The following is an 18,293-nucleotide window of genomic DNA, read 5'->3' on the forward strand; positions in this document are numbered from 1 at the left end:
ATATACGATTATTTTTTCCTCCGCCGCAGAACATAGATCGCAGCCGCTGAGATTGCCAAGACTGCCATAGCGGCAGGGATAGCGCTGGCATCACCAGTCTGCGCTGGCAGTTTTCCTGTGCCATCAGAGCCACCGGCATTATTGCCCGTTGTATTGCCGCTTCCCTCCGGCCAATCCCAATCAGAACCGCCTACTTGACCCACATTGGAGCCGGGGATATCGCCATCTCCCTCATCGACCTGACCATTTCCGGTTATTGTTACCTGAATAGGAATGGTCAATTCTACCGGTGTATTATCTTCTGCCAAAGCCAAGGTTCCTGTCGTATCATAGACACCTGCCTTGGCAAAGTCTACCTTGCTCTCATCCCAACCGGTGAGAATCAATGCCACACGCTCTTCATCAGAATAGATGCCCTGTATTTCTTTGGGCAGTTTTTCGAAGACATCCGCCGGCTGGCTTCCCGCTTCCGCAGTAACCTCTAGTCTCTCCGGCTCCGTCTCTACTAAAACCGGTGCCGCTGTGACGATAATATTGGCCTTAGCGGTAATCTCAGTCCCTTCGATGCTACCCTCGACTACGTAGGTGTCCGCCTGAGAGAGATCAACATTGTCCAGGTTCCACGTTACATCAACAGTATCCTCAAGGTTGTTTTCAAATTTTACTGTCACCTGCTGAGGCAGCTGAGCGAGCAGCTCATCTTTGGTTGTACCATCACCAGCCACCACATAGACGTCGGGGATCTCCGTCACTACAGCCGCTATGGGGGATTCAGCGGTGACAAAGACATTCTGGAACCGTACTGTAGACTGGTGGACAATGAGCCCCAAAAGGCCGCTGTTGTACTGCTGGGTGGTGTTGGTATCCGCTACATCAGTAAAGATCTGAACGCCGCCAAATTCCACCGAGAATTTGTTGTCCTTGACCGTCAGCACCACATGATAGGTCTGGCCAATCTCCGGCGTCAAACCGGCATCCGCAAAGGTGCGATTGGCTATATCGCTGGTGGCACCATTGATATAGGGGAATTCAAAAATCCTAAACTTATCCATGTTTAGGTCAAAGTTAAATACATAGGCACCTGTGGTTTTTCCATTGACTCCCTGAGAGTGAAAGACCAATCCGGGACAACGTCCTGCTTCCAGTGTAATATCAGCTTCCAGTGTAAAGTCACCGTCTACAGAGATCTCGGACATGGCGAAATTGTCACTTCCGCATTCCGCCAGCAATCCGTTTTCGTCTACCTTCCAAATACCGTCGGTGGTCTGCCAGCCGGTCAGGTTGGTGGCAAAGTTCTTGTCAATAACCTTGACGGTGACTTCCTTCTCCAGGCCGCCGGCCACAGTAACCGCTTTGATTTTGTATTCTCCGGGTGTCTCTGCCCGCAGGGTAATGCTGTCCTCGCTTTCGCTGACCTTGGTCAGGCCCTCGTCGTAGGTCCAAGTTACAGTTTTGTTCTCCACAATAGTGGGCAGAACATTGGCGGAAACTGTGAACTCCTCGCCAACATCTGCATCCTCAGGAGCGGTAAGGGAAAGCATGGTCGGATCATCTCCCGGCTGGGGTAGATCGTCCCTGTACATGGACTTCATGTCATAAATCTTCATGGAGTTGATGGTCACATCGCCGCCTGTGGAGAAAAACTCCATTCCAATGCTCTCTTTATCCGGGAAGAAGAGGGTATTCAGAGAGGAATCCCCTTCGTTACCGAAGACATCAATGACAGACCAATCCACCAAAATCCGCAGGCTGACAGTCCCATCTTCCTTTTTATACATATCCCAGGATTTCACCGCGTTGAGGGCAGCTCCAGATTTAGATTTGTCCACAATCAGCTGATTGGTTACCTGATTAAACTTAACGATCGTTTCTTCGCCCTCACCCTGGCGCAGCTTAAAGCCAAATTCAGTCGCTGTACCAGGAGTAAAGGTAGCCTCAATATCATACTTTTGTCCAGCCACGCCAGCCAGAATATTGTCATCCCCCTCGTTAATCGTAACATCTTCATCGATGGAGAAAATAGGCTCTGCGGAGCGCAGCTGTTTCACCTCTTCCACCGGATAGAAGCACAGCTTCACCTGGCCGTTCACCGTGCGCAGGCTAGTCTCCAGGGGAAGGGATTGGACACCGTTCCACACCTTGTCAGGCAAGGTGGCCGGAGCTGTGGAATCCCGCATCCAGCTGACGCTGATTCTCCGGTCCTGACCGGTTCCGTCATTGTAGTAACTCTGGGTAGCATACATCTCGGTGACATTGTTGGAAATATCAATCCGATTGGTCTCGGAAACAAATTTAAAGGTTCCATCCTCTTTGACCAGTTCGCCCAGAACAAAGAATTTTCCCGCGCCGAAATACACCCATTTGGTGTTGCTTTCATCGCCGTCGATAGGCAATTCAAACATATCCGGGCATTCAGACTCCAGCGGCGTACCATCGGCATAGGTCAGGTCGCTTTCATGCTTCCAATCGATGAGGTTCTCAGAAGAGAAGATACGAGCCCGTCCGCCTGCTACGATCATCAACCAAATGCCGCCATGCTCATAGCTGGAATCCTCGTACCAGAAAACCTTGGGATCCCGGAACCCGCTGCCCCACTGATTCCCTTTGTTGGAGATAACAGGGTTATGTTCATATTTTGTCCAGGTCAAACCATGATCCTTAGAGTAGGCAATAGACTGTTTTTGCCCGCCGTAATCCGCTGTGTTGCCGCCGGAGTGGGTAAAGATCGCTACCAGTTTGGATTCTCCCTCTTTATTGTTGGTGAAGAAGCCGGAGGTGTTCTTCTCATCCACCACAGCGGAACCGGAATAGATCCGGCCCAGCTCGTCCATCTCCATGGCGGTGGGCATCTGGACCCAGTTGACCAAGTCTGTAGACTGGGCATGGCCCCAAGTCTGGTTCATCATCGAGGGAAGATTGGGACTATGCTGGAAAAACATATGCCAAGTTCCATTGCTGGGATCATAAACCAGTCCATTGGGGTCGTTCATAAAGTTAAACTCTGGGCTAAAATGGAACTGTGGACGATAATCTTCCGTAAAAGCGGTTGCAGGATCCTGGTTGCGTTTCACCTTAATGGTGATGATATTAGAAACATCAGCGCCTGTGCTGTCGGTGATTCTAATATTCACATCGTTATATCCCACCTTGATGGGAAGTTCGTAATACGCGCCATTTTCCGCTTCCTGATCGTTAATGGCAATGGTATATTTGCTGTCTGCCGTTGGTTTGATCCGCAACGTATCCATTGCGTAATCTACTTCAGCTGTATATTCATAGACTGAATCAGAAAATTCCGGCGACAGCTGCACACCCTCAATTTCCAAATCTGTCAGTTTGGGGGTGCTCACTTTATAGTAATATACATTGTCAAAAGAGCAGTTGGAGTAATAAGACATAACGCCGAAATAGCCGCCTGCAAAGGTGGGATCAGAGTTGGAACCCACCAAAACGCCGTCAAGATAGAAGTTCATCTTGCCGCCTTCCAGCAGCTCGACGCGGAAGTGGAAATCTTCTTTGGTCTTTTCTTTCTCTGTTAGGGTCCTCTGAATGGTAAAGCCTTGGGCACCGGATACGTTTTTAAAAAGCTTGGTCACGTTTTGATTACGGTCCACATTCATGCAGTACCAAGCGTCTCCCGGCTTATCTGGATTGGTAACGCCGAATACCAATCCGCCGCCTCGGGCTCCTTCTTCATAAGGCAGATGCATATCGCCTTCATAGACGAAGGTTTCTCCCGCTTCCAGCTTGATGCCGGACATATAGAATTTGTTACCGGTAGAGAGATTGCTGGCCTTGATACCATTGTCTGTCATAACCCAACTGCCGTCAATCACTCTCCAGCCATCCAGATTGTTCTCGAAATTCCCCTGGGAAGGCTGTGAAATAACAGTCAAACTCACGTTATTGAATACAACGTTAGAGTTGTAGGTCATCAGTCCAATGTAGCCGCCCAGATAAGCGGAGGCGAAGTCTTTGAGCAAGGTATATTCTGCCGTCTGGCCCGCCACCTGGATGATTAATTCTTTCTCTTCCGTCACCTCTAGGCGAAGAGGAATCGGCTTCTCAGTATCAACATCGGTCGCGGCGATGGTTCCGCCCTTGATGATGTTGTTTCCCAAGCCGCCGGTGCCGTCTTGGAACAATTTGATGGCGACGGTTTTGTTATTGACATTCCGCGTAAATTCCAGGCCAAAGAAGGTATTGTCCGTTCCCCGGCCAATGTTGGTCGCGTCAAAAGTAGTCGCTCCAAACATAAGGGTCGCGGCGTTGCCTTGTTTGATGGTAACATCAGTTTCCAACACGAAGGCGCCCGCACTACTTTTTGAAAGAGCATAGCTGTTTCCGCTTTGATACGCCATCTCATAGTTGTTATCCGAAATCTTTGTCAATTTGGGACCAGCGAGTTCTTGCAGGTCATCCCCCGCCGCCAAAGGCGAAAGATTTGCTGCCCCGCTGTTTACATCCTCTGGCACATCGATGGCAACTGCTGCCAGTCCTGACGGTATGATACTGGTCAGGACAATCATCAGCACCAAGATCGCTGAGATCCAACGTCTGACACCTTTTTTCATCGTTTTACCGCTTTGCATTTCTTCTCCTCCTTTTTATTCTCGGTGTCTTTTCAAAGAAAAAACATTAATGTAAGTATAACATTATTAGATAAAACAAACGATTCTTATTAACAATCAAAATAAAGAAGCTCATTATATATAAAATAGCCAAAAAGAAAAACTCCATGGTAAAATCACCATGGAGTTTTTTCTTTTTGGCTGCCCGACTAGGATTCGAACCCAGACAAACAGAGTCAGAGTCTGTCGTGCTACCCTTACACAATCGGGCAATCTTTTCAGCAGCAGTTAATATTATACCTCTTTCTCCAAAAAAGTCAATAGTGAAAGAAAAATATTTTAAAAAATATGTCTTTTTCCTCTATCGCTATTGTCTTGTTATTTTTTTGTCTATTATTCTTGTATTCTGTCTCTTTTTTTGCTAGAATAAAAAGAAATGCCTAAGCAGATCATTTCGCTGTACAGGAGGTCACCGTTATGTTGTCCAGACATCTCATCGATCTTGACGATCTATCCATCCACGATCTACACAGTATTCTCAAACTCGCACATGAAATTAAAGAGCGGCCGGGAGATTATTTTGGTGTTTGTCAGAATAAAATCCTTGCCACTCTTTTTTATGAGCCGTCAACTCGAACCCAAATGTCCTTTCAAACAGCTATGCTCCGCCTGGGTGGACAAACCATTGGCTTCGACAATCCTATGAATTCCTCGGTGGCCAAAGGGGAGAATTTAAAGGACACCATTAAAATTGTTAGCGGTTATGCCGATGTCATCGCGGTGAGAAACCCCCAGGAAGGCTTCGCCAAAGCGGCTTCTCTCTATTCCAACTGTCCCATCATTAACGCAGGAGACGGCGGACATCTTCATCCTACCCAAACCCTTACCGACCTGACAACCCTCATGGAGGTCAAAGGCGATCTCAACGGTCTGACCATCGGATTATGCGGAGATTTGAAGTTTGGACGGACAGTTCATTCTCTCATCAAGACCATGTGCCATTTTGGCGCTAAATTTATACTGATATCCACAAAGGAACTTACGGTCCCTCAGTATATCAAAGATATTATGGATGCTGCCGGTTGCGCCTATATGGAGGTTACCACTCTGGAAGAAGCAATGCCGATGTTGGATGTATTGTACATGACACGTGTCCAGCAAGAACGGTTCTCCTCCTTAGAAGAATATGAACGGCTGAAAAATGTCTATGTGCTGGATAAACGCAAAATGGCGCTGGGGAAAAAGGATCTCAGTGTCCTGCATCCCCTACCCCGTGTTGACGAAATTGTGCCGGATGTGGATGAAGACAGCCGCGCTATCTATTTCGACCAGGCCATCTATGGCATGTATGCCCGTATGTCCCTAATCATTCATATGTTAAATGATAAGAATTATTATCCTGTCCACTTTGGAAAACATTACCAAGCGAAATGCTGTAATCCAAGATGCGTCACCCAGAAGGAAACCTATCTTCCCAGCACCTTTACCGACTGTGGGGATATGTTGATCTGTGACTACTGCGACGAGCGAACTTTAATATAATCAATTTGCAGTTTTTCTTGCGTTTTTGTTCGCTTTTTGGCTGTAAGCTTGCAAAAAGGTCGAAAGATGATGTATAATAGATTGCATGATCATTCATTATCTAAAGGAGGTTTTTGAAATGAGTGTTATGCATTTTCATAAAGATAGTTTTGAAAAGGACGTTTTGCTAAGTTCTCAGCCAGTTCTTGTGGATTTTTGGGCTCCGTGGTGTGCTCCTTGTAGAATGCTTGCCCCCATCGTGGAAGAGGTGGCAGATGATCTGGGCACCCAAGCGGTCGTGGGAAAAATCAATGTCGATGAGGAGATTGATCTTGCATCCCGCTATTCTGTCATGAGTATTCCCACCCTGATCCTTTTCCAAGGAGGGAAAGAAATATCCCGGCTGGTAGGTGTCCATTCCAAAGAGGATATTCTGGACATGCTAAAAACAGAATAAGAAGAATTTAAAAGGCTTCACGTAAAAGCGTGAAGCCTTTTTTCATGTTAACACCAACACTATTTCTCTTTTCGCTTGATGATACATCCGCTTAATGGCTGCATCATCAAGTCCACTCCCCAGTGAATAGGGCCGCGAGATTTTGCCTTCAGCACAGATTTCAGCGAAATACTGCCTCCATATTCTGGAAGGGCAGTGTCCAGCAGGACCTCATATTCACCCGGGCGTCCTACATCCAGCATGTAGTTATGTGCCGGCCGGTCGGACAGGTTAAGAACTACAAATATCTTTTCCTCCATGGCACTTCTCTCATAGGCGAAGAGGGCAGGGTATCTCTCCCCTTTGTCAATCCAACGGAAGCCTAGCATATTGTAGTCTTCTCCATAAAGGGCGGGCTGCTCTTTATATACATGCAATAACTTACGATAATACCGCCAAAAAGCCTCATGAGCAGGATAGGTCAGCAGATTCCATCCCAGTTGCTTAGCCTCATCCCATTCCTTAAACTCAGCTAGCTCATTGCCCATAAAGTTTAGCTTTTTCCCCGGATGGGTGTACATATACAGGTAGAGACAACGCAGCTGATCAAACTTCTGGCCATAATCTCCATAAAGCTTGTCGATGATGGTCTTCTTCCCATGCACTACCTCATCGTGAGAAAATGGGAGGATAAAAATATCCTGATAAAAATAATGGAGGGAATGGGTAAACTTCTCTTTGTTAGCCGCCCTCACTTCTGGAGGCAGGGCAAAGAAATCCAGGGTGTCGTGCATCCAGCCTAGACTCCATTTGTAATCAAATCCCATTCCTCCATAGGCCACCGGCGCTGTCACCTTCAGGCACTGTGACGAATCCTCCGCAATGAGCATGACATTGGGATGCCGCTGCCCTATGGTGTAATTACAGTTTTTTAGAAACCACACGCCCGGTTCATTGATTCCTTTTCCCGGATCCCCATCATGATAGATTAGATTCGACACCGCATCATAACGGATACCATCAAAGTGGTAGCGGGAGAGCCAAAAATCAATGGCGGATTTTAGAAAACTCAGGACGTGGGGCTTGGTGAAGTCAAAAAGCGCCGTCCCCCAGGGGCTGTATCTTTTTTCCTCATACTCGCTTTCATAGAGATAGCCACCATCATACATATGTAGTGCATAAAAATCCCGCACAAAGTGGAGAGGTACAAAGTCTAAGATTACCCCGATCCCCGCTTGATGACAGGCATCCACCAGCTTCATCAGCTGCCGTGGTTCCCCATATCGACTGGTGGGGCTAAAATATCCAGCTACCTGATATCCCCAGGAACCGTCAAAGGGGTGCTCGGTCAGCGGCATTAGTTCAACGTGGGTATAGCCTATCTCCTGCACGTAAGGGATGAGCTCTTCTGCCAGCTCATCATAATGGTAAAAACGCTGATCCTCCTGTGCGTCTTTGGTTTTCCAGGAGCCTGCGTGTATTTCATAAATGCTCATGGGACTGTTATAATTCTTGCTGCGGGAATTCATCCATTCCTGATCTCCCCAGGGGTAGCCCTCTACCTGATAGACAATGGAGGCTGTCGCAGGCCGCACCTCACTGTAAAAGGCAAAGGGATCCATTCGATCATAGACTTCCCCCTGGGCCGTGGTAATATGATATTTGTACATATCCCCTTCTTTTGCCCCACCGATAAAGACGCTCCAGATTCCGCTTTCCTCCCGCTGCATCGGCCAGGTTACCCACTGGTTAAAGGAACCGATAATTTCTACCTTTGCGGCTCCTGGTGCATACACGGTAAACCTGACGCCATCCTGGTCATATTCATGGCAGAGATGAGCGCCGAAGACCTCGTATCCGCTGAGAGAATCCCCCTGAAGATAGCGATCAAATTCCCGTATGTTGAGTGCCATGCTCCTTCCCCCTTCTTGGGCAATAGATGTCTATTTCAGATTGACAATGGTCACGCCGCTTTCCCCTTCCCCATAGGTGCCAAGGCGGAAATCCTTGACACTGGGATGCTTGCGCAGATGAGCCTGTACCGCTGCCCGCAGGGCGCCGGTTCCCTTGCCATGGATGATGGTAATGGTGCCAAGCCCTGCCAGCACAGAACTGTCAATATACTGGTCCAGCTCCATGAGGGCCTCCTCCACCATCATGCCACGCAGGTCGATTTCCATTTTGGCCTGCATCTGCATTTTTTTCGCGGAAGTCCGCACATTCCTGGTATTGGAAAAGACCGGTTTTTTAGGCTGGTTTTCAATCAGCCGCAGATTCTTTAAATGCACCTTGGTTTTGATAATACCTGCCTGAACCTGCACATATTCCCCGTCGGGAGGGGCAATGACCGTTCCCCGCTTGTCAATATCCACAATCAGGACCTCGTCGCCCTGTTTGAGTTTTCTAGGGAGTCGGTAGCCTTCATTCGTCTTTGCTACCACCGGATTGGAAGCATCCTCCAGCCGCTCTAATTTGGCCCTCAGCTCACTTTTGGCCTTGGCCGCCATAGCCGCATAGTTTTCGCTTTCCTTCTGCTTGCGGATTTCCTCGATTTCTTCCATCAGCTTCTGGGAATCGTATTTGACCTGATCTACCAGTCGTTTTGCCTGGGATCTGGCCCGCTCCATCTCCTGTTCCTTCTGCTTTTCCAGAGCTTCTTTTTGCTTCTCCATCTCCCTGCGGCGCATTTCCAGCTCCATCCGAAGCTTTCTGGCCTCATCCCGCTCTTGTTCCAATTCCTGACGGGACTGCTCCAGGTCGGAGACCACATCTTCAAAGCGAATATGCTCCCCGCTCATCAGTTCCTTGGCCCGTGCCACAATGTCCCCAGTCAGGCCCAGCCGTTCCGAAATGGCAAAGGCGTTGGATCGTCCCGGCATGCCAATGAGAAGCCGGTAGGTAGGGCTTAAAGTCGCTACATCAAATTCACAGCAGGCGTTTTCTACTCCAGAGGTATTGAGGGCGTACATTTTTAACTCCGCATAGTGGGTGGTGGCCGCAATCCTGCATCCTAACTCCCGCAGCCGTTCCAAAACAGCGGTGGCCAAGGCGGCACCTTCTACCGGATCGGTGCCGGCGCCCAGTTCGTCCAGCAGCACCAGGGTATGGTGATCCGCCACCTGGAGTATTTTGACGATATTGGTCATATGGGCCGAAAAAGTAGAAAGGCTTTGCTCAATGCTCTGCTCATCCCCAATATCGGCCAATATGTTGGAAAATACGTTGATCTCACTGCCGTCAAAGGCAGGGATCATCATCCCACACATGGCCATGGCACAAAAAAGCCCCAAAGTTTTGAGGGATACTGTCTTTCCTCCTGTGTTAGGGCCGGTAATGACCAGAGTATCAAAGCTTTTTCCAATAGAGATGTCGGTGGGTACTACATGTTTAGGGTCAATGAGGGGATGGCGTGCTTTGATGAGGTTAACAACACCATCATTTCTCACCACTGGTACACTGGCTTTCATTTTATAAGCAAGGCGGGCTTTGGCAAAGATGATATCCAACTCGATTACTGCGTCGTAGCTGTCTAAGATTTCATCGGCAAACATGCCTGCCTGAGCGGAAAGGGCCGCAACAATCCGTTCCATCTCGGTCTTTTCTTTGGCCCGAAGGACTTTGATCTCGTTATTTGCTTCTACTACGCTCATGGGCTCAATGAATAAGGTGGCGCCAGAGCCCGATGTATCATGGACCAATCCTTTGACTTCATTTCGATATTCGCTTTTTACTGGAACTACAAACCGACCGTCCCGGATGGTGACGATCTGTTCCTGAAGAAATTTCTGATAGGTGGTGGAATGGATAATTTTATCCAGCACATGGCGGGCATGAAGCCCTGCATTGGTGATCTTCCGCCGGATTTCCTGCAAATCCCGGCTGGCGTTGTCGGCCAGGGTATCCTCGCTGAGGACAGCGGAGGTAATGGCCTCCTCCACCTCCCTGTTGGGAGTAAGGCAGGAAAAGAGCTGGGAAAGTTCTCTGCCCATAGTTTCACACTGCCGCCGCCACTGGCAGAGGCCCCGGACAGTACGCAATACCTCTGCAATATGTAGCAGCTCCTTCAGGCTAAGGGACGCGCCCACCTGAGCGCGTCGAAGGGGCCCCGCCACATTCTGAATGCTGAGAATGGTGGGGGAGCCATAACGCGCCGTCAGGCTGTGGGCGTCCGATGTACGGCGGATGAGCATCTGCACCCGCTCAAAATCGGTGGAGGGGGTAATTTCCAACGCCCGTTCCCGGGCGTCGGAAAAGCTTGTCTCCTCCGCCAGCATCAAAAGCACCTTATCCAGTTCCAGTGCTTTATAGTGTCGTGATAAATTCATGGAGAACCTCCGATTCTATGATAGAAAGTCAGTAACTTTCAGAAAATTTATGATTGTAATGATTGATAAAAGTCCAGGGTGGGCAAAGGGGTATCCACCTGTGCTTTGACAAAACGCTCTGATGCCAAAGATAACTGTTCCAGGGATTCTGGCGCCAGCGTAAACGCAAACAGCTTGGAAAAATCGCTGTAGATAATATGCCGCATAGCCTGTAAGACCGACCGGCTCAAGGGAAACACCGGCGTTACCGCTCGTCCTTTACAATTGCCACAAAGGATTTCCCCGCTTTGTGGCACAAAATACATTTCTACCGCCTCATAGGTGCCGCAGCCGGCACAGCCCACCAAATCCGGCATAAATCCGCAGAGGGTCATCAGACGCAGTTCAAAAATCGCCTTGAGCTGCGTCTGGGGAAGCTTGTCCTTTTCAAGAAGGTGCAAACAGTTTAAAAACAGGCGCAGCGCTTCTTCCTCCGGCTCCTCCACCGGGAGGACAATGCCGGAAAGTTGCGCAAAATATGTAGCCAGGGAGAGCTTCGTAATATCCTCCCTGACGCCAAAAAAGACCTGATTGAGGTCAGCGTTGTTGACACTGTACCTCTCCCGGTTTTTAAATAGCACAAAGCGGGAATAACAAAGAAGCTCGGTAGAGGAAAGCAGAGCGCTTTTCATCCTCTTCGCCCCCTTGGCATAAGCATAAACCACCCCAAGGTCTTTGGTTAAAATGGTGAGAAGGCTGTCATCTGTATCCATGGTCCTTTGTTTGATGACCAGTCCATCGGTCGTAATCAGCATTGGCTGTTTCCTCGCCTTCTCCCAAAAAATCAGCGGTTTCCTCGCCGTTGTCCACATTGTTGAGAAGCTGGCGATACTGCATATAGGCCGCAATACTCCCAGTCTGCTCAAACTTCTTCCATGCGTTCATCGCTCTCAAATCCATTGTCAAAACCGCCTTTCCGTTTTGGAATCCTTTATTAGAATTCTGTCCATTCCATCAGCTGATATCAGCGGGAAAGTACACCACTATTGGCAAAACTTTAGCCTTGACAATGGAGAAAAATTATGTACAAGCCTTCTTATTTTTTCGCTCTTCTCTTAGCCAAATCTATCAGAACCCCTACAACCACACAGGCCAAGAAGACGCCGCCCCAGATGATCCAGCCATTGGAGGTTCTTCCTCCTCCGGGATCGGTGCCATAACTTTGCAGGGCCATGCCGCAGATAAAGCCCAAAGGATAACCGGCTAAGACGGATATTGAAAATATTTTTAGGCCTCCTGCCGCCGCCAGTAAAAGGAAAACCACTCCCACAAGCAGTAAAAGCTGGGGAAATTCCCTCATTCCATGCAGATCAAAGAAAAGGTAGCGGCAAATGAAGTATTCCAAAAGCAAAATGATGAGAGAGAATCCTCCAAAGATCCAGTTTCTTTTTTTATTGCTTTCCATGGCACACCTCTCCTTTTCTTTATTGCGATCTAAAATAATCTTTCGACGACGATTACTGAAAGCCCAATTCCTTGATGATGCGCTCTTTATTTCTCCAATCATCCTTGACCTTAACCCAGCATTGCAGGTTGATTTTGCAGTCAAGAAAGCTCTCAATTTCCACCCTGGCCTCTGACGCTATCTTTTTGAGCATGGCTCCATTCTTCCCGATGACCATCCCCTTATGGCTCTGCTTTTCACAGAGGATGGTGGCGTGGATATCCATCAGCTTTCCTCCCGGTCTTTCTTTCATGGATTCAATGGAAACCGCTGTGCCGTGGGGGATTTCCTGGGACATATTGTTGAGAATCTTTTCCCTGATGATCTCGGCCACAATGACCCGTTCTGGCTGATCGGTCAAAGCGTCGTCTGGGAAAAAGTGTGGGCCTGGTTGGGCACTCTCGATTAAAATTTCTTTGAGTTTTTCTACCCCTTCTCCCGTGCTTGCAGACAAAGGAAGGATATGGGCAAACTCATAGGCCTCCGAAAACGCTTGGATTTTCTCCATCAGATCCTCTTTCTTTTCCAACAGGTCAATTTTGTTAAGCGCCAAAATAGCTGGCAGATCCATGGAAGAAAAATTTTCCATGAGCTCCCTTTCTGCCTTGGTGATCTCCTTGACGGTGGCGTCAACCACCAAAACCGCCAGATCCACATCGGTCACCGAGCCTTTGACCTGCTCCACCATATATTCGCTGAGCTTCGTCCTTGGCTTATGCAGTCCCGGTGTGTCAATAAAGACCAGTTGGGTTTCCCCCTCCGTCAGCACACCGGTAATCCGGGTGCGGGTAGTCTGAGGCTTTGCCGACACAATGGCCACCTTTTCCCCTACCAAGACGTTGAGGAGGGAGGATTTTCCTACATTGGGCTTGCCCACAATGGCGACAAAGCCCGATTTTGTATTGTTACTATCCATCATCTTTCTTTCGATTCCTTTTCTTTCATTGGTTCTTTTTTCTTTGTGCTCATGGCCCAGATGATTCCAGCGGCCAACGTTGCCACAGGAATTACGGGGGACCACGGATAAAGAGTGATAAATTGAGCCATCCGCCCAAACGCTTCCATATCCCAGAAAAAGATGACGCCTACCCCAGCCGCGGCCAGCGCGCAGAGAAGTACCGCTCCTGCCGCCACATCCTTAACCCGTTTTGCCACCGGACTATAGCCAGGATATTGGCCATCACAAAATTCCTCCAGAGCCGTGTTGACCATTTCTGCACTGATGACCAATCCACAGGCTAAACACAGCACCCCATATTCCCCTTTGGTAAAATGATAAAAGGGACTGAGGAGAAATACATGGAACGCGGCTACTAAATGGATGCGTAGGTTTCTCTGAGTTTTGACACAGTGACAAAAGCCCCGCAGCGCGTAGAGAAATCCGCGCCCCAGGGCCGAAAAGCCATATTTACTCATCTTCAAACACATAGCTGGCATCCCGCTGGAGCCCCAGCCTTGCCATGACAGTCTCTTCCTTTTCCCGCATATGGACCGCCTGGATGCCGCCGGCCTCATGGTCATAGCCTAAAAGGTGGAGCATAGAGTGGACTGTGAGGAAGCCCACCTCCCGCTGAAGGGAATGGCCGTATCTCTCCGCCTGCTCCACCGCCTTTTCCATAGAGATGACAATGTCCCCCAGCTGCTGAGCTCCAGTTTCCCGGTTGATATCATAGACGCCGTTTTCTCCCAGCGGAAAGCTGAGCACATCGGTGGGCATATCCTTATGCCGGTATTCACGGTTGAGCTGTCGGATCTGCGCGTTGTTGACAAAGCTCACCGAAACCTCTGCAATGCCCTCGAAATTCTCCAACACCAACACAGCGTTGCAACAACGGCGGATGAGCAGACGCATTCCCGTAGGAATTTTTACTTCCTTCTGTTTATTTGAAATCAGTACCTTTAAGCTTTCCATGTCCGTTCCCTCATTTCTATTTGCGGCGTTTTCCGTCCTCATAATATTTTTCGTAGGCCTTGATGATTTCCTGCACCAAACGGTGTCTCACCACGTCCTTCTCATTAAAGTTGACAATACTGATATCCTCTACCCGTTTGAGGACTCTCGAAGCTTCCACCAAGCCGGATTTACGCTCATCCGGCAAGTCGATCTGGGTAATGTCCCCGGTAATAACCGCTTTAGAGTTAAAACCTAAGCGGGTCAAAAACATTTTCATCTGCTCTGGCGTGGTATTTTGAGCTTCATCCAGGATAATAAAACTGTCATCCAGTGTCCGGCCTCTCATATAGGCCAAAGGCGCTACCTCGATATTGCCCCGCTCTAGATATTTCTGGTAGTTTTCCGGCCCCAGCATATCGAAGAGCGCATCGTAAAGAGGCCGCAGATACGGATCCACCTTATTTTGCAGGTCACCGGGCAGAAATCCCAGCTTCTCCCCTGCCTCTACTGCCGGCCGGGTGAGAATAATCCGGTTGATGTCCCCTTTGCGGAAAGCCCGGACCGCCATGGCGACAGCAAGATAGGTTTTTCCCGTTCCGGCCGGACCGATACCCAGAACAATGGTGTTGTTCTGAATCGCATCCACATAACGCTTCTGCCCCAGAGTCTTAGGACGAAGAGGTTTTCCTTTGGCGGTGATGCAGATACAATCTCCTGCCAAAGCCGCCAGTTTATCCTCGGTCCCCTCTGCCACCATAGAGATGACATAGCGGACATTCTGATCGGTCAAAGCCTCTCCCTTTTCCAATATGGCAAGGAGGCCTTCCACCGCACGACGTGCCTTATCCACCTGTTCTTCGTCACCAGCGATTTTGACTTCTGTTCCCCGGCAGAGGATGGTAACTCCGTATTCCTTTTCTACTATTTTTATGTTCTCATCAAAGTTTCCGAAGAGCGCAACGGCATGTTCCATCCGCTCTACATTGACTATCCTTTCGATCATCCATTCACCTGAATCCCCGTCTGATATTGCAGCGTGTTCCGAATTTTTCCAAAGCCACCCGCATCAAACGAAATTTTCACAAACCTGGAGCAATTGCCCAGTATGTACAGTTTATTATAGCAAATACTATTAAATTTTACTAGGGTTTCTGCAAAATTTACTGAGAATTTTCCGCTTCGGCCGGCTGATCTGTCCATATTTTTTCAGTGGCTCCTATATCTTTCTCAACCACAAACCTTGCAGTAAGGACATAGTGATCCCCATCCACAATGCCATTGACTGTTTTTTCCTTGCTTTCACACTCTCCGATGGCTTCGTTTTCCATCTGCTCCAGCCTTCTCAGGGCCTGGGACTTCGCCTCATTCTGAGAAATTGTCACCTCTTCATAGGAGAAAGAACGATAAGTTTTGACAACATGATACAATGGCAACGGCATTCCAAAAATGGAAAGCTGTTTTTCCTCCACCGAAACCTTCGCATTTTCTCCGGGAGAACCGCCGATGGACAAAGGAATATCTACCCCGCCGCCTCGCAGATAGCTTTTTTGGCTGCTTTCCTGAGAAGGAACCTCGTGACGCTGCTTCAGGGGAATCCGGATGGTCAAGTTTTCCTCATACATGGCTATCACCTTTCCCCAGGCGTGTTTCAGTATATTTTTGCCGCTTTTCGATTCGATGATACCGCTGATTAACAGCTCCCCCTCTTTCACGGCATCTCCCTTTTGGACCATGGCTTTGCCGTCGTGGGCCTCCACCCGGGTAATCATTCCCTCATGCTTCGCTACCACATTACATGGATCATCTAGCGGCAACATTTCCGGCGGATTCACCCTCTCCTGGATTTCGATGGTAGCGCGGCTCCCCTGGATATTGATCGCGATCCAGGAAAGGGTATCCAACTTGATCATGACACGATTTTCAATTTCCCGCGTGTCCAGCTGGCTGCGCAATGCCCCCTCTCTCAGCCCATATTCTTCTACCGCATCCAGGACGGTCTGCGGATCCACCGTTTCACAACCGTTAACTTCGATCTGCCAAATAAACTGGGACATGACGGCCAAAAAAACAAAAAATGCCGCCACACCGATGAGGATTCCCACCCGTTTGCGGTATCTTTTAGCGACAAAAGGCATACCGTATGTGCCGATATGCCGGACCCGGACCCCTGTTTTTCGGGTAAACTTTCGAAAGCACTTGTAATCCCGTAACAGGGCGCAACCGATCACTTTATCTGTGCGACGGCTCAGTCCCCAAATATTGACCCCATCCCGCATGGCTAGGTTGAGAAAGCGTTCCACAAAGTTACCGGTTACCTCGAACTCCACATAGCCGCAAAGCCACCGGAACAATCTGACGATAAACATGATGTTCTCCTTTACTGCAAAAATTTCCTTTGGAAAAACAGGGCAGAGATCCAGCGGCTGTGGTCAGGTTAAAAACTCCATGGACATAATATAGCCCTCCACCACGACACTTTGTGCCGCCATACATCGCAGCTGAAGATTTCTGCCGCAAAAACGCAGCATCATCTTTCCCAGGTTCAAACGGATAACACACTCGTCATATTCCAATATGCCCTGGCACCCTTCCACCACCGCTTCCCGATTTCCAGAGAGCTCGATTTGGGGCTGGGCTGTAAACGCGTCTTCCGGTACACCGATGACTTTGGCTACTTTCGAAGCCATCTTGTCTTTGGGCATCTCCTCTACAGGCAGTTGCCTCCGGTTTCTCCTCTTCTCCCTCGCCAAGTTTCCCACCTCATTTCCTTGGTTGATCCCAGGTTCCTTCCTAACCCCAGCGCTGCCAAACATACAGCAACTCATATCTTTTGTCCGTTTACATATATATTGGAAAAAGGGACCTTTCATACCCAATCCTCATCCCACAAGGGAGGAATCTGCCATCATGAAAAAGTTCAGACATTCCAAACCAATGAAAATCTTTTTGATTCTACTGGCCGCTGGGGCGCTGTGCACTGGTATCCTCCTCTATCCCCAGTCCAGCGCCCAGGGGGCCCGTGATGGTTTGACTCTTTGCGCCGGCGTTGTCATCCCCTCCCTTTTTCCCTTTGTAGTGCTGGCCTGCTTTCTTACAAATTCGGGACTGGGGGAGCTTATCTCCCGTCCCTTTTCCCCTATCACCCGCTATATATTAAAGCTTCCTTCCTCCTGCGGATGCGCCGTCATCATGAGCATGCTGGGCGGCTATCCCGTAGGTGCAAAGATGATTTCCGGGCTTTTGGAGCAGAAAAAAATAGACAAGGCACAAGCCAGCCGGATGCTCTGCTTTTGCGTCAACGCAGGGCCCGCCTTCCTCATCGGAACTGTGGGGCTTTTCATGCTCCACTCCACTGCGCTGGGTGTCATTCTTCTAGTCTCTCAGATATTATCCTCCCTCCTCATCGGCACCTTTCTTGGCCTTTTTCACAAGGTTCCTCCCAAAAATGAGGCAAAACCAGCTCCTCCCATGACTATACCGGTAGCCTTTGTGGAATCGGTTTGCGGCGGCGCTTCTTCCATGTTCACCGTCAGCGCCTTTATTGTCTTTTTAAGTGCTGTCACCTCCCTCCTCACCGCCTCCGGTTGGATGGATTTTTTCTGTCAAAAGCTTTCTTCCTTCGCGGACGGCGCAATAGTAACACCTTTGGTCTATGGATTTCTGGAAGTAACCCAGGGATGTCTCCAAAGCGCTCAAAATGATGTACTCACCGCTTTTACCCTTTGCAGCATCCTTGTCTCCTTTTCCAGTGTCTCCATTATCTGTCAGGTCATTGCCCTTATAAAAGATCACCATCTGAATCTTCTTCCCTTCCTCATCTCCCGTCTGGCCCATGCGGCTATTACCGGTATAATTGCACATCTGATTTTGCGGGCGGTTCCCCTGGCTCTGATCAGCGCCGCATTTGAGTCCTCCCCCCGTCTCGCTATTTCTTATGGGAATATCCCCGCTGCCGTCTGTATCCTTCTTCTCTGCGCAGTTCTCCTTCTCTCGCTTTCCCCAACTTCCGGTGAGGGCAGAAAATCCCGTAGCAAAGCAGCGAAGAATATGATAAAATAAAAAG

General features: G+C 49.0%; 15 protein-coding genes and 1 tRNA gene. 3 read left to right on the top strand and 13 right to left on the bottom strand.

The features are described 5' to 3' along the window. Positions 1-8: 8 nt before the first annotated feature. Positions 9-4,592, bottom strand: coding sequence for a GH32 C-terminal domain-containing protein (locus tag WGC32_RS07130; RefSeq protein ID WP_342681194.1), 4,584 nt, complete (start codon positions 4,590-4,592; stop codon positions 9-11). Between the two features lie 177 nt (positions 4,593-4,769). Then, a tRNA-Gln gene (locus WGC32_RS07135) sits at positions 4,770-4,843 on the bottom strand. A gap of 205 nt (positions 4,844-5,048) precedes the next feature. Between WGC32_RS07135 and pyrB the strand changes: the two genes are divergently transcribed. After that, a complete protein-coding gene (pyrB, locus tag WGC32_RS07140; RefSeq protein WP_342681195.1) occupies positions 5,049-6,113 on the top strand; it encodes an aspartate carbamoyltransferase in 1,065 nt (354 codons plus the stop codon). Positions 6,114-6,231: 118 nt separating this feature from the next. After that, positions 6,232-6,549, top strand: coding sequence for a thioredoxin (gene trxA / locus WGC32_RS07145; protein ID WP_342681196.1), 318 nt, complete (start codon positions 6,232-6,234; stop codon positions 6,547-6,549). Between the two features lie 59 nt (positions 6,550-6,608). On the opposite strand, the gene glgB is transcribed toward trxA, so the two are convergent. From glgB to WGC32_RS07200, 11 genes are all read right to left on the bottom strand, one after another. Then, positions 6,609-8,441 (bottom strand): 1,4-alpha-glucan branching protein GlgB, encoded by a 1,833-nt coding sequence (gene glgB / locus WGC32_RS07150; protein WP_342681197.1) that lies wholly within the window; start codon positions 8,439-8,441, stop codon positions 6,609-6,611. Positions 8,442-8,471: 30 nt separating this feature from the next. Beyond that, the gene (locus WGC32_RS07155) at positions 8,472-10,853 is read right to left on the bottom strand and encodes an endonuclease MutS2 (RefSeq protein WP_342681198.1); all 2,382 of its coding nucleotides are present in this window, start codon (positions 10,851-10,853) and stop codon (positions 8,472-8,474) included. A gap of 47 nt (positions 10,854-10,900) precedes the next feature. After that, positions 10,901-11,647 (bottom strand): DNA repair protein RecO, encoded by a 747-nt coding sequence (gene recO / locus WGC32_RS07160; protein WP_342681199.1) that lies wholly within the window; start codon positions 11,645-11,647, stop codon positions 10,901-10,903. Continuing rightward, positions 11,592-11,792 (bottom strand): hypothetical protein, encoded by a 201-nt coding sequence (locus tag WGC32_RS07165; RefSeq protein WP_191481966.1) that lies wholly within the window; start codon positions 11,790-11,792, stop codon positions 11,592-11,594. The genes recO and WGC32_RS07165 overlap by 56 nt, the downstream gene beginning before the upstream one ends. 136 nt (positions 11,793-11,928) lie before the next feature. Further along, complete coding sequence (locus WGC32_RS07170; protein ID WP_342681200.1) at positions 11,929-12,297, bottom strand: hypothetical protein; 369 nt, start codon at positions 12,295-12,297, stop codon at positions 11,929-11,931. A gap of 52 nt (positions 12,298-12,349) precedes the next feature. Then, positions 12,350-13,255 (bottom strand): GTPase Era, encoded by a 906-nt coding sequence (gene era / locus WGC32_RS07175; protein ID WP_342681201.1) that lies wholly within the window; start codon positions 13,253-13,255, stop codon positions 12,350-12,352. Beyond that, complete coding sequence (locus WGC32_RS07180; RefSeq protein ID WP_342681247.1) at positions 13,252-13,752, bottom strand: diacylglycerol kinase family protein; 501 nt, start codon at positions 13,750-13,752, stop codon at positions 13,252-13,254. Before WGC32_RS07180 ends, era begins: the two co-directional genes overlap by 4 nt. Further along, a complete protein-coding gene (gene ybeY, locus WGC32_RS07185; RefSeq protein WP_191481962.1) occupies positions 13,745-14,248 on the bottom strand; it encodes an rRNA maturation RNase YbeY in 504 nt (167 codons plus the stop codon). Before ybeY ends, WGC32_RS07180 begins: the two co-directional genes overlap by 8 nt. A 16-nt stretch (positions 14,249-14,264) precedes the next feature. Beyond that, positions 14,265-15,233 carry a PhoH family protein gene (locus WGC32_RS07190; protein WP_191510421.1) on the bottom strand — a complete coding sequence of 323 codons (969 nt, stop codon included), beginning with the start codon at positions 15,231-15,233 and terminating at the stop codon, positions 14,265-14,267. Positions 15,234-15,390: 157 nt separating this feature from the next. Continuing rightward, a complete protein-coding gene (gene yqfD, locus WGC32_RS07195) occupies positions 15,391-16,596 on the bottom strand; it encodes a sporulation protein YqfD (protein WP_342681202.1) in 1,206 nt (401 codons plus the stop codon). Between the two features lie 63 nt (positions 16,597-16,659). Beyond that, entirely contained in the window at positions 16,660-16,917 is a 258-nt protein-coding gene (locus WGC32_RS07200; protein WP_191482001.1) for a YabP/YqfC family sporulation protein, read from the bottom strand. A gap of 220 nt (positions 16,918-17,137) precedes the next feature. On the opposite strand from WGC32_RS07200, the gene WGC32_RS07205 reads away from it, so the two are divergent. After that, on the top strand, positions 17,138-18,289 hold the full coding sequence (locus WGC32_RS07205; protein ID WP_342681203.1) for a hypothetical protein: 1,152 nt from the start codon (positions 17,138-17,140) through the stop codon (positions 18,287-18,289). Positions 18,290-18,293 lie beyond the last annotated feature (4 nt).

Source organism: Zongyangia acetica, assembly GCF_038739695.1.
GTDB lineage: Bacteria > Bacillota > Clostridia > Oscillospirales > Ruminococcaceae > Zongyangia > Zongyangia gallinarum.